Source organism: Nocardioides luteus, assembly GCF_000960475.2.
Taxonomy (GTDB): Bacteria; Actinomycetota; Actinomycetes; order Propionibacteriales; family Nocardioidaceae; genus Nocardioides; species Nocardioides luteus_A.
Window position 1 is genome coordinate 77,606 of sequence record NZ_JZDQ02000028.1, and the last position, 11,678, is coordinate 89,283.

An 11,678-nucleotide genomic window follows, 5' to 3' on the forward strand; every position below is an offset into this window, starting at 1 on the left:
CCGCCCATTGCTCACCCCCACGCACATACTGCAGGCCAGGAGAATCATGCCGACCCAGTCCGCGATCGATCTCGCATTCCTCGACGAGATGCCGGCGAACTTCGCCCTTCACTTCCTCAACCGGGTCAAGGCGACCCCGGATGCCGAGGCGTTCCGCTATCCCGTGGTCGGCTCGACGGCCCCCGACGGTGGGGAGGAGTGGAAGTCGCTGACCTGGAAGGAGGCCAGCGACCAGGCCAGCCGGCTCGCCGCGGGCCTGGTCTCGCTCGGCCTCGAGCTGGAGCAGCGCGTGGGCATCGCCTCGACCACGCGTTACGAGTGGATCCTCGCCGACCTGGCCGTGATGCTCGCCGGCGGCGCCACCACGACGGTCTACCCGACGACCAACGTCGAGGACACCGCCTACATCCTGGGTGACGCCGAGTGCCGTTTCGTCTTCGCCGAGGACGACGGCCAGCTCGCCAAGATCGCCGAGAAGGCTGCCGACCTGCCCGAGATCGTCAAGGTGATCACCTTCGACGGCGCCACCGACGGCGAGCGGGTCATCGGACTGGACGACCTGGCCGCGATCGGCGACAAGTATCTCGCCGACCACCCGGACCTGATCGAGGAGACCGCCGCCAAGATCACCGCGGACCACCTGGCCACGCTGGTCTACACCTCGGGCACCACCGGCCGGCCCAAGGGCGTCCGCCTTCTCCATCGCGCATGGGTCTACGAGGGCGAGGCCGTCCGGGTCCGGGGCGACGTCCTCGGCCCCGACGACCTGCAGTTCCTGTGGCTGCCGATGTCGCACGTCTTCGGCAAGGTGCTGCTCTCGATCCAGATCGCCTGCGGCTTCCCGACCGCGATCGACGGCCGGATGGACAAGATCGTCGACAACCTGAGCATCGTGAAGCCGACCTTCATGGGTGCGGCCCCGCGCATCTTCGAGAAGGTCCACTCCAGGATCGTGATGATGACCGAGGCCGACGGCGGCATCAAGAAGAAGCTCTTCGACGCCGCTTTCGCCAACGGCATCGCCCGCGACCGGCTGCTGCGCGAGGGCAAGCCCGTGCCGGCCAAGATGGCGCTCCAGCACGCTGTGCTCGACAAGCTCGTCCTCAGCAAGGTCCGTGACCGGTTCGGTGGCCGCGTACGTTTCTTCATCTCCGGCTCCGCCCCGCTCAACCGCGACATCGCCGAGTGGTTCCGGGCTGCTGGGATCCTGATCATGGAGGGCTACGGCTCGACCGAGAACGCCGCCGGTGCGGCGGTCGGCACGCTGGAGGAGAACAAGCTCGGCACCGTCGGCAAGGCGTTCCCGGGCAGCGAGGTGAAGATCGGCGACAACGACGAGCTGCTCATCCGCGGCCCGCACGTGATGCCCGGCTACCACAACCTGCCCGAGGAGACCGCGAAGGCGCTCGACGCCGAGGGCTGGTACCACACCGGTGACAAGGCCTCGATCGACGACGAGGGCTACATCACCATCACCGGCCGGATCAAGGAGCTGTTCAAGACCTCGGGCGGCAAGTACGTCGCGCCGCCGGCGATCGAGTCGAAGTTCGCCGCGCTGTGCCCCTACGCCAGCCAGTTCCTGGTCTTCGGTGCCAACCGCAACTTCGTCAGCGCCCTGATCACCCTCGACCCCGAGTCGATCACCGCCTGGGGTGCCTCCCACGGGCTGGAGGGCAAGTCCTACGAGGAGATCGTCACCTCGCCGCAGGTGCGCGAGCTGATCGGCGGCTACGTCGACGAGCTCAACGCGGGCCTCAACCGCTGGGAGACCATCAAGAAGTGGGAGATCCTCGAGCACGACCTGACCGTCGAGCGCGGTGAGCTGACCCCGTCGCTGAAGGTGAAGCGCAACGTCGTCGAGGAGCGGGAGCAGGCGCGCATCGACGCGTTCTACGCCGGTTCCTGATCCGTCGACCATCGGCGGCGCTCCGCCAGCCAGTCCAGACACACCTCGCCCTGCCACCGCTGCATCCTGCGGAGGTGGGGCGAGGTCGTCTTCACCGGCTGGTCGGCGGCGGCCAGGAAGTAGCCGGCGAAGAGCGCGAGGACCGAGTCGATGGCCTCCGGGTCCGCCTTCGACAGCAAGGGATGTGAGGCCAGGAACGACTCGGCGTCGAGACCGTCGCCGCGCGGACCGACCAGCAGCAGGAGCGAGTCGATCCAGTCGGCGCCGAGCACCGGCCAGGTCCACTCGACCAGCAGCACCTCGCCGTCGGGCCGGATCAGGACGGTGTCGTCGCGTACGTCCAGGTGCACCAACGTCTCGCCGGCGGTGTGCTCCGCGAAGCCTGCCGCGAGCGAGGCCGCCCGGTCGGCGTGCGGGTAGCCGGCGACGCGGTCCCACAGTGCAGGGTACGAGGCGTGCTCCTCGGCGAAGGTCGGCCAGCCGATGCCCGGGGCCGGGGTGAGCGCGGCGGCGGTCTCGACCAGCGCCTGCGAGACGGTCTCGAGATCGGCGGTGGTCCACGGCCGCGACGGCAGCCGCGACTCGACGTGCTCGAAGGCCAGGACGACCCACTCGCCGTCGTCGAACCACTTCAGCTTCGGGCTCGGGATCCAGCCGGCGAGCTTCTTCAGCTTCGCCGCCTCCTCCCGGAAGAGCGTCGCGGAGTCGCGCTGGGCCTTGGCGGAGGCCGCCTTCACGAAGTGCCGGGAGCCGTCCTGGCAGGTCAGCACCGAGGCGAACCCCGGCGTGAAGCCGGCCCCGTGCGACTCCGCCGAGACCACCGGCCCTCCGCCGAGCCGCTTCTCGATCGAGGCTCGCAGGAACGGCGGCAGGTGGGGCCACTCCAGGCGGCGGGCGGTCTGCCCGTGCGGGATGTTCGTCGGGATCGCGGTCACGACGAACATCCTTGTGTACGCCGCCCAGAATGCGCCAGGGGAGAGCTATTCGGGCATCGGCGGCTGGTCGAACGTCCCCGCGGGCTTCCCGGTGGCGACGTCCCAGGCGGCCACGCCGGCCTCGGCGGATGCGGTGTAGAGGGTCTTGCCGTCGGGGCTGAAGACCACCTTCGAGGTCAGCGCAGGAGCTTGCGTGACCTCACGGGCCCCACCCGAGCCGCCCAGTGCGCCGGGTGCCCACAGCGTCAGCGCGACGTTGCCGCTGTCAGCGGTGACGGCCAGGGACCGGGAGTCGGGTGAGAACGCGACCGCCGTGGCCGGGTGACCGGGCAGGGTCTCGACGGCCTTGAACGTCGTGGCATCCCAGACCGTGGGGTAGCCCTCGGTGGTGACTCCGGCGATCCAGCGCCCGTCCGGGCTCCAGACCGGGTCGGCGCCGCGCCCGGCGGCGACGGTGCCGACCTCGTCGCCCGATTCGGCCTCGAGAACAGACACGCTGTCGCCGGAGGCGATCGCCACCAGCGAGCCGTCGGGGCTGAACGAGATCGACCCGATGCCGTTGCCGAGGTCGTCGCTCGCCACCTCCTCGCCGTCCTCGACCGACCAGACGATCAGGTCGCCCTCGAGCCCGGCACCGGCCACGAACCGGCCGTCGGGGCTGAACGCGATCTCGCCGACCGGGCTCGCGTCGGTGACCTTCGGGTTGGGCAGGCCCTCGAGTCGCTGGACCTCCTTGTCGCCGTCGACCTCGACCAGCGCGATGTCCGAGCAGCCGACCTTCCGCGCGACCAGCGTGAGGTCGGGGCTGATGGCGCTGTAGCCGGTCTCCGAGATGGTCTCGTACGCACCACCGCCGGCGTGCCACCGACAGGTGCCGTCGGTGCAGCTGGCCACGACGTACGTCCCGTCGGCCCCGGCGGTCAGCGAGCCGGGAACCAGCCGCGCGGGCGCCACGGCCGCGGCCAGGGTGAAGGGGCCACCGGCCGTCCCGGTCGCGGAGATGTCGCAGCCGTCCCGGTCGGGGTCGCTGGCGCACCCGGCGAGGAGCGCGGCGGCGAGCACGCCGATGAGCGGGACGCTGAGAACGTACGTTCGGGGTTTCATCTGTCCTTTTCGAGATCTGTCAGGCGAACGAGGTCACGTCGAAGGCGACGTGCTCGTCGCAGATACGCAGCACCGGCCGCGGATGTTGCTCGTCGTCATCGCGACTCGGCCAGGATCTTGTCGAACTCCTCCTTGGTGAGGTTGTTCAGGTAGTCACGGCCGGAGTTGCGGGCGTCGACCTCGACGGGCTGGTTGTAGTACTCGTCGAACGTGGCGCCGTTGTCGGTGCTCTTGTAGTCGTCGAAGTTGTCCTCCCACTCCTCGGCCTGCTGCTCGGTGATCCCGTCAGCCTTGTGCTCGTCGAAGGGGTCGTCCTCCCACCAGAACTGCCAGTCGTTCATGTCGTCGATGGCCTCGTGCTGGCGGCCGTGCCGGACCTCGTGGGCGACGGTGTTGATCAGCTGGCCGGGGTCGTCGAGGACGTTGGGGTTGAGCGCCATCTTGGGCCCGTCGTCGCTCCAGTAGCCGTAGGTGATGCTGTTGTCGTCCCAGGTGTCGTTCTCCAGGTCGGTCCAGTCGATCGTGGGCATATCGACGCCGCTGTCGGCGGCGATCTTCCTGACCATCTCCGCGAGCACCGCCTTGCGCTGCTCGACGGTGAGCGTCTCCCACTCCTCGGCGATCGCCGGGTCGATGGTGCCGTACTCGTCGCCCTGCTCGTTGATGCCGGTCGGCAGGCCGCGGGTGAGGATGGCGTCGACGCCGACGGCCTTGGCTAGGGCCTTCTCGATCTCGTCGGCGAGCTCCTCGGCGATGGTCTGGCGGCTGGTGCCCCATTCCTCGGCCTCGTAGCGGTTGTGGAAGGTCGGCGGCGTGGCCGTGCTCGTCACCGAGCCGTCGTCGCCGACAGTGAACTCCTGGGTCTTGGCCCGGTCGAGGATGCCCTGGACGAGGCGTTCGATGGCCTCGACCTCGGGCTCGGCCGAGTAGAGGGCCTTCTGCATCTCCTGCTTGGCCGTGATGTGGCTGCTCAGGTCCTTGACGAGGCTGTCACGGTGGCCGCGGGCGGCATCGGCGGCGGCACCGGTCCAGGACTTGGCGACGCCGTTGGCCTCGAGCTCGTCGCGGCTGGTCTCCAGCAGGCGGAGGTCGGCCTTGAGGCCGTCTCCGGCGTCGCCGAGGGGTGCCGCCTTCCAGGTCTTGACCTGGCCGAACGTGATCGCCATCAGACGAGCGCGGTCGCGTCGAAGTGAGCGACGGTCCCGTCGGTGCAGGTGTGGCGGTCGATCCGCCGGCCGCCGGTCTCGAGGAGATCCTGTCGGCCGGGCACCTTGTGGAGGGCGCGGAGCAGGTCGTACTCGTCGTTGATCCGCAGCACCGTCCAGGGGTGCTCCGCGGTGCCGTCGCCGGTCGCCCGGATGCTCCGCAGGGCGGCGCTGGCCACCTGGCGCTCGCGGGCGGCGGAGCGCTCCTCACCGGAGCGCTCCAGCGCGGTCGCCAGACGCAGGTGGGCCGAGGGGCTGAAGATCGCCCCGGGCATGAGCGCCCGCAGCGCCGTCGCGGCCTCGGCGTACGCGCCGTCGGCGAGCAGCTTGTCGATCGCGGCCAGGTCGAGATCGACGGTGAAGTTGGCGGAGTTGCGGACCGCGCGGCGCAACGGCGCGAGCGTCTCGGGGCCCGGGTCGTCGAGGTAGGCGGTGACCAGGTCGGCGTACGTCGTCATTTCGACTCCTTCAGGAGACGGTCGAGCTCTTCGGTGGTCAGGTTGTCGAGATATGCGCGGCCGGACTTGCGGGCGTCGGCCTCGACGGGCTGGTTGTAGTACTCGTCGAACGTGGCGCCGTTCTCCGTGCTCTTGTAGTCATCGAAGTTCTCCTCCCACTCCTCGGCCTGCTCCTCGGTGATGCCGTCCTTCTCGTGCATCTCGAAGGGGTCGTCCTCCCACCAGAACTGGAAGTCGTTGTTGTCGTCGATCGCCTCGTACTGCCGGGCATGGCGCATCTCGTGCGCCACGGTGTGCAGGATGTCGGGATTGCCGACGTTGCCCGGATTGAGGTGCACGGTGTGGTCGTCCTCGCTCCAGAAGCCGTTGGTGCTGCCCTGCGCGTCCCAGACGATGTCCTCGACGTCGACGCCGTACTCCTTGGCGAGCTCCTCGATCTTCTGGTCGATGATCGCTTTGCGCTCGGCATCGGTGAGCTGGGCCCAGCGCTCGGCCACTTCCGGGGAGGCCATGCCGCGCTCGTCACGGGTGTGATCGAGATCCGCGTCGGTGCCGGTCGGGATGCCGTCGGTGAGGAGCTGGTCGACGCCGGCCGCCTTGGCGAGGGCGTCGGTGATGTCGTCGGCGAGCTCTTGGGCGATGGTCTGGCGGCTGGTGCCCCATTCCTCGGCCTCGTAGCGGTTGTGGAAGGTGGGTGGTGTGGCGGTGCTGGTGACCGAGCCGTCGTCGCCGACGGTGAACTCCTGGGTCTTGGCCCGGTCGAGGATGCCCTGGACGAGGCGTTCGATGGCCTCGACCTCGGGCTCGGCGGCGTAGAGCGCCTTCTGCATCTGCTGCTTGCCGGTGATGTGGCTGCTCAGCTGGGCCACCAGGGCGTCGCGGTGGCCGCGTGCGGCATCGGCGGCGGCACCGGTCCAGGACTTGGCGACTCCGTTGGCCTCGAGCTCGTCGCGGCTGGTCTCCAGCTGGCGGAGGTCGGCCTTGAGGCCGTCGCCGGCGTCGCCGAGGGGTGCTGCCTTCCAGGTCTTGACCTGGCCGAACGTGATCGCCATCAGTTCGGGCCCATGACCTTTCGGCCCTTCTCGCCCGCGGCATGGTCGGCGGCCTCGAACTCGTCGAGTGCCTTCTGCGTCTCCGCGGCGAGCTTCTGGGAGCTGTCGGCGGCGGCCTTGGTCTCGTCGGTCCAGCGGGTGCCGAGCTCGGACAGGTAGGCGACCGAAGCCGCCCCCGGGACCGCCGCGCCCGCCTTGGTCAGATGGCCGGCCGAATCGGCTTTGCGTACGTTGCTCTCTGCATCTGTGGCGATCGTGATGGACGCCTTCATGTCCTTGGGGACGACATGAACTTCGGTCATGGGTCTGCTGGTCCTCCTGGGCCCGAACGGGAGACGGCTGGGGCGTGTCTGCACAGAGACACGCCCCAGCCCGGAGACCCTAACGGAAACTCGGGTCCAGCGTCTTCGTAAAAAGAGCCCCGCCGTCGATGTCGCGCAGGGTGACGGTGAGCTGCTGCGTACGTCCGTCGATCTCGACCTCGCCGAAGAACTGGAAGCCGTCGGCGGGCGGCGTGTTCGCGGCCGGGGGAGCGGCCACGAACTCGGCGGCCGGACCGAAGGTGGCGTCCAGCTTGTTGGGACCGAAGGCGCCGGCGTTGAGCGGACCGGAGACGAACTCCCAGAACGGGTCGAAGTCCTGGTAGGCGGCGCGGTCGGGGTGGTAGGAGTGCGCTGCCGTGTAGTGGACGTCGGCGGTCAGCCAGACGTGGTTGCGGATGCCCAGGCGCTTGAGGCCGGTGAGCACCTTCGCGATGTCGAGCTCGCGGCCGAGCGGAGCACCGCCGTCGCCCTGGGCGAGGCCCTCCTGCAGAGGGCCGTCGGGGACGACCAGGCCGATCGGCAGGTCGGCGGCGATGACCTTCCAGGTGGCGCGGGAGGCGGCCAGCTCGCGCAGGAGCCACGCCGTCTGACGTTCGCCGAGGACGCCACCGTCGGCGCTCGTCTCCGTGTCGGCCGTGTTGGCGTCCTTGTGGGTGCGCATGTCGAGGACGAAGAGGTCCATCAGCGGGCCGTAGGAGAGCTTGCGGTAGATCCGGCCGTCCGGGTCGGGGGAGGCGTCGCCGACCGGGATGTACTCGTGGAAGGCCTGCCTCGCGCGGGCCGCGAGGACGTCCACACGGCGCTCGGTGTAGCGACCGTCGTCGGGAAGGATCTCGCCCGGGTACCAGTTGTTGGTGACCTCGTGGTCGTCCCACTGCGCCACGATCGGCGTCTGGGCGAGGAAGGCGCGCCAGTTGTCGGCGAGCAGGTTGTAGGCGAACTGCCCGCGGAACTCGGTCAGCGTCTCGGCGACCTTGTGCTTCTCCTCCGTGACGATGTTCTTCCAGACCCGTCCGTCGGGGAGGGTCACGGTCGCGGTGATCGGGCCGTCGGCGTAGACGTTGTCGCCGGAGCTCAGGAAGAAGTCCGCGTCGCGCGCCGCCATCGCCGGTGCGATCCGGAAGCCGCCGAAGTCGGGGTTGGCGCCCCAGCCCTGGCCGGCGATGTCGCCGGACCACAGGAACCGGATGTCCTGGCGGGTGGCCGGTGCCGTGCGGAGACGGCCGATCTCCCAGGCGCTGCCGCGTCGCGGGTCGTCGGGGTCGACGGCACGGACCCTGTAGAAGTAGTCGCGCCCCGCCTCGAGGCCGTCGACCTTCAGCTCGCCGGTGAAGTCGCTGCGTCCGGTCACCACCGGGCCGCTGACCGGGCGCGCCCGGCGGAACGACTCGTCGGTCGAGATCTCCGCGACCAGGCGCGAGGTCGTGTCCGCCCGGCTCCACAGCACACCGCCCCGGGCACCGACGTCGCCCGACTGGACGCCGTGGGTGAGGGTCGGGCGGTTGCCGCGGACGAAGGCGGGGGCAGAGGTGGGGACCGCGCGGGCGGCGTGAGCGGCTGCGGCGGTCGTGGGGACGACGAGTCCGGCACCGGCGGCGGCACCGAGGCCGAGGACGGAGCGGCGGTTGAGTGGGGTCATGAGCCAAACCTGCCGATTCCGTCGGAACTACCGGTGAGTTCCGCGGGTCATGTCGGTGAACACGTCAACGGTGTGACCCGCTGGGTCGTGGATGGCAGTATCTGCGGTGATGTGGGCACGGAAGAAGACGTACGCCGCTGCGCTGCTGCTCCTGGCGGCGCCGGCGTTGTTCGGCTGCGCCGCCGAGCCGAGCGCCCGAGCCGAGGCCTCGCCGTCCACGTCCGCTGAGCCGGAGACCGGAAAGCCGGAGGCCGGGAAGCCGGACACCGGGAAGAGTGCCAGCGCGGCGCCGCGCGCGCCGGAGTCGCTCGAGATCCCGTCCGTCCCACCCGTCGAGGACCGCGGGATCGTCGAGGGCGGTGACGTGAGCTGGCCGCAGTGCCCGACGGGGATGGGCATCAAGGAGCGCCGGACGCTGGGGCTGCCGATGCCGCTCGGCACCTCGGAGTACGTCGTCATCGGGCTCACCAACGGTCCGGCCTTCACCCCCAACCCGTGCCTGGCCTCGCAGGTCGAGTGGGCGACGAAGAACAAGGTGATGACCTCGGCGTACGCGGTCGTCTCCTACCCCGACGCCGCCACGATCCGTGAGCGCGGCAGCGAGGGGCCGGGGGATCCGGAGACGGAGGTCGGCCGGCTGACCAACGTCGGCTACCAGCAGGCGCGCTGGAACCTCGAGACGATGGCGCGAGCCGGACTCGAGTCGCCCTCGGTCTGGATGGACGTCGAGCCGGTCCCGGGGTGGGAGTGGTCCGACGACATCGCGGCCAACCAGGCGGTCGTCAAGGGCGCCGTGGCCGGTTATCAGGAGGCCGGCAAGCGGGTCGGGGTCTACTCGATCGAGGGGCTGTGGACGCCGATCGTCGGCGACCTGCAGCTGCAGCTGCCCGAGTGGCGTCCGGCGGGGGAGACGTCGCGGGACGCGGCGCTGGAGCGCTGCGACGGCGAGTGGATGTTCCAGGGTGGTGCCGCGGTGATCGTGCAGTGGCTCGAGGACGGCCGCGACCGCAACGTGACCTGCCCGGGCGAGTCGGTGCAGCTGCCGCTTTGGTTCCACCAGTACTGAGCGTGGGAGGATGACTCTCATCATGAGTGCTGCCCCGAAGCCCGGCTCCACGCCCCCGGCGATCATCCGCAACTTCTGCATCATCGCCCACATCGACCACGGCAAGTCGACGTTGGCCGACCGGATGCTGCAGCTGACCGGAGTGGTTGGCGAGCGCGAGGCGCGGGCGCAGTATCTGGACCGCATGGACATCGAGCGCGAGCGCGGGATCACGATCAAGTCCCAGGCCGTGCGGATGCCGTGGACGGTCACCGAGGGCGGCGACGCCGGTCAGACGTTCGTGCTCAACATGATCGACACCCCCGGCCACGTCGACTTCACCTACGAGGTCTCCCGCTCCCTGCAGGCGTGCGAGGCGGCGATCCTGCTCGTCGACGCGGCCCAGGGGATCGAGGCGCAGACGCTCGCGAACCTCTATCTGGCGATGGGCGCCGACCTGCACATCATCCCGGTGCTCAACAAGATCGACCTGCCCTCGGCCAACGTCGAGAAGTACTCCCTGGAGCTGGCCAACCTGGTCGGCTGCGAGCCGGAGGACGTGCTGAAGGTCTCCGCCAAGACCGGGCACGGCGTCGAGGACCTGCTCAACCACATCGTCTCCGAGACCCCGCCGCCGGTGGGCGACCCGGACGCGCCCGCGCGGGCCCTGATCTTCGACTCGGTCTACGACACCTACCGCGGCGTCGTGACGTACGTCCGGGTCTTCGACGGCTCCCTGAAGCACCGCGACAAGATCAAGATGATGTCGACCGGTGCCGTCCACGAGATGCTCGAGCTCGGCGTGATCTCGCCGGAGCCGGTCAAGGCCGACCACATCGGCGTGGGCGAGACCGGCTACCTGATCACGGGTGTGAAGGACGTACGCCAGTCGCGCGTGGGTGACACCGTCACCAACAACGGCAAGCCCGCCGAGGAGATGCTCGGTGGCTACTCCCACCCCAACCCGATGGTCTTCGCCGGGCTCTACCCGATCGACGGCGACCAGTACCCCGACCTGCGCGAGGCGCTCGACAAGCTGCAGCTCAACGACGCTGCGCTGACGTACGAGCCGGAGACCTCCGGTGCCCTCGGGTTCGGCTTCCGCTGCGGCTTCCTCGGCCTGCTCCACATGGAGATCACCCGCGACCGGCTCGAGCGCGAGTTCAACCTCGACCTGATCTCGACCGCGCCCAACGTGGTCTACGACGTGGTCATGGAGGACGGCACCGAGCACATCGTGACCAACCCGTCGGAGTTCCCCGAGGGCAAGATCAACGAGGTCCGCGAGCCGGTCGTGAACGCCACGATCCTGGCGCCGTCGGACTACATCGGCACCATCATGGAGCTGTGCCAGAACAAGCGCGGCACCCTGCAGGGGATGGACTACCTCTCCGAGGACCGCGTCGAGATGCGCTACGTCCTGCCGATGGGTGAGATCGCCTTCGACTTCTTCGACCAGCTCAAGTCGAAGACCAAGGGGTACGCCTCGCTCAACTACGAGTTCTCCGGCGACCAGGCCGCCGACCTGGTCAAGGTCGACATCCTGCTGCAGGGTGAGCCCGTCGACGCCTTCTCCGCGATCGTCCACCGCGACGCCGCCTACAACTACGGCGTGATGATGGCCGGCAAGCTCAAGGAGCTCATCCCACGGCAGCAGTTCGAGGTGCCCATCCAGGCCGCCATCGGCGCCCGCGTCATCGCCCGGGAGAACATCCGCGCCATCCGCAAGGACGTCCTCGCCAAGTGCTACGGCGGCGACATCTCGCGTAAGCGCAAGCTGCTCGAGAAGCAGAAGGAAGGCAAGAAGCGGATGAAGATGGTCGGCCGCGTCGAGGTTCCTCAGGAAGCCTTCGTCGCCGCGCTCTCCACCACCCAGGCCTCCTCCGACAAGAAGTGACGTACGAGGTCCTGGCTGTCGGCGACGACCAGTGGTCGATCGTCGCCGGTGGTCGAGCTTGTCGAGACCACCCTTGAGGAAAGCTCGGTTGGCGACTGCGTTTTCGTTTCAGGG

Annotated in this window: 10 protein-coding genes; 3 read left to right on the plus strand and 7 right to left on the minus strand. The window is 69.2% G+C overall.

Features of this window, described 5'->3' with window-relative positions; genetic code table 11:
• The first annotated feature begins 46 nt into the window (after nt 1-46).
• On the plus strand, nt 47-1,906 hold the full coding sequence (locus tag UG56_RS19210) for an AMP-dependent synthetase/ligase (protein WP_045550079.1): 1,860 nt from the start codon (nt 47-49) through the stop codon (nt 1,904-1,906).
• On the opposite strand, the gene UG56_RS19215 is transcribed toward UG56_RS19210, so the two are convergent.
• The 7 genes from UG56_RS19215 to UG56_RS19245 form a co-directional block, all read right to left on the minus strand.
• The gene (locus tag UG56_RS19215) at nt 1,891-2,841 is read right to left on the minus strand and encodes a hypothetical protein (protein WP_045550078.1); all 951 of its coding nucleotides are present in this window, start codon (nt 2,839-2,841) and stop codon (nt 1,891-1,893) included. The two genes, UG56_RS19210 and UG56_RS19215, sit on opposite strands and share 16 nt — an antisense overlap.
• 45 nt (nt 2,842-2,886) lie before the next feature.
• Nucleotides 2,887-3,945, minus strand: a complete 1,059-nt coding sequence (locus UG56_RS19220) for a WD40 repeat domain-containing protein (protein WP_071327203.1) — start codon at nt 3,943-3,945, stop codon at nt 2,887-2,889.
• 95 nt (nt 3,946-4,040) lie between these two features.
• Nucleotides 4,041-5,111 carry a hypothetical protein gene (locus tag UG56_RS19225; RefSeq protein WP_045550143.1) on the minus strand — a complete coding sequence of 357 codons (1,071 nt, stop codon included), beginning with the start codon at nt 5,109-5,111 and terminating at the stop codon, nt 4,041-4,043.
• The gene (locus UG56_RS19230) at nt 5,111-5,608 is read right to left on the minus strand and encodes a DUF4919 domain-containing protein (RefSeq protein ID WP_045550144.1); all 498 of its coding nucleotides are present in this window, start codon (nt 5,606-5,608) and stop codon (nt 5,111-5,113) included. Before UG56_RS19230 ends, UG56_RS19225 begins: the two co-directional genes overlap by 1 nt.
• Nucleotides 5,605-6,660: a hypothetical protein gene (locus tag UG56_RS19235; protein WP_045550145.1), complete on the minus strand. Its 1,056-nt coding sequence runs from the start codon at nt 6,658-6,660 to the stop codon at nt 5,605-5,607. Before UG56_RS19235 ends, UG56_RS19230 begins: the two co-directional genes overlap by 4 nt.
• A complete protein-coding gene (locus UG56_RS19240; protein WP_045550146.1) occupies nt 6,660-6,962 on the minus strand; it encodes a hypothetical protein in 303 nt (100 codons plus the stop codon). Before UG56_RS19240 ends, UG56_RS19235 begins: the two co-directional genes overlap by 1 nt.
• A gap of 79 nt (nt 6,963-7,041) precedes the next feature.
• A complete protein-coding gene (locus UG56_RS19245; protein ID WP_045550147.1) occupies nt 7,042-8,622 on the minus strand; it encodes an alkaline phosphatase D family protein in 1,581 nt (526 codons plus the stop codon).
• A gap of 91 nt (nt 8,623-8,713) precedes the next feature.
• Here UG56_RS19245 and UG56_RS19250 point away from each other — a divergent pair, with 91 nt between their 5' ends.
• Together UG56_RS19250 and lepA are read left to right on the plus strand one after the other, a co-directional pair.
• On the plus strand, nt 8,714-9,688 hold the full coding sequence (locus UG56_RS19250) for a hypothetical protein (protein WP_256206751.1): 975 nt from the start codon (nt 8,714-8,716) through the stop codon (nt 9,686-9,688).
• A gap of 22 nt (nt 9,689-9,710) precedes the next feature.
• Entirely contained in the window at nt 9,711-11,564 is a 1,854-nt protein-coding gene (lepA, locus tag UG56_RS19255; RefSeq protein WP_084101305.1) for a translation elongation factor 4, read from the plus strand.
• Nucleotides 11,565-11,678 lie beyond the last annotated feature (114 nt).